The following is an 840-nucleotide window of genomic DNA, read 5'->3' as shown; positions in this document are numbered from 1 at the left end:
GTTGGCAGTGGGTAAGTTATTGGTATCCGCTGGGTCAGGTTGTCTCATTTAAGCGAGAGGTATACCGAAGAGCAATGAAAGAGTTATCAACTGACTTATTTAAGAACTAAGCCACCTATTGGAAACGTGGGCATAATATAAAGGGTATTAAATGCTAAGCATACTTCGCAGTATTGTTCAGGAAGTGAATAGTGCCGCTAGTCTTGAGGAAGCACTGAATATTATTGTCAGTCGCGTTCAGGAGGCTATGAGTACGGAAGTATGTTCCATCTATCTTCTTGATCCGGCAGAAAATCGTTATGTCTTGCGTGCCTCTCGTGGCTTGCGGGAAGATGCGATCGGGAACGTGAGCTTGGGTTATTCAGAGGGTCTGGTTGGTTTGGTTGGTGTTAGGGAAGAGCCGATAAACCTCGAAGATGCCCAGCAGCATGAACGCTACCGCTATTTGCCTGAAACGGGAGAAGAGCGTTTTACAAGCTTTCTTGGTGTTCCAATCATTCATCATAAAAAGGTATTGGGTGTATTGGTTGTTCAGGAAGCCAGTAACCTGCGTAAGTTTGATGAAGGTGAAGAAGCTTTTCTAGTTACGGTTTCTGCACAGCTGGCGAGCGTTATAGCGCATTCAGAAGCAACTAAAGCAATTGAGTCAGTTTCTGAGAGTGGGAAAGTAGCGCAGGATATCGCCTTCAAGGGTATCGCTGGTGCACCAGGCGTTGCGATTGGTCGCAGTGTTGTTGTTTTTCCGCTTGCCGACCTGGATGCGGTGCCTGATAGAAGTGCTGAAAATATTGATGATGATATCATTTCATTTGAAAATGCGGTTGAGTCCGTCCGTAAAGA

General features: G+C 45.6%; 1 protein-coding gene and 1 pseudogene. Both read left to right on the top strand.

All coding sequences use genetic code 11. From position 1 onward, the window contains the following. Nucleotides 1-110 (top strand): annotated as a pseudogene (locus A3757_RS25395) (RNA pyrophosphohydrolase); the annotation flags it as partial. A gap of 41 nt (nucleotides 111-151) precedes the next feature. After that, nucleotides 152-840 (top strand): GAF domain-containing protein (locus A3757_RS21510; protein WP_156506484.1); only part of this gene is annotated, 689 nt, incomplete at its 3' end.

It is taken from the genome of Oleiphilus sp. HI0117, assembly GCF_001635235.1.
This window is presented reverse-complemented; position numbering and strand designations above follow the sequence as displayed.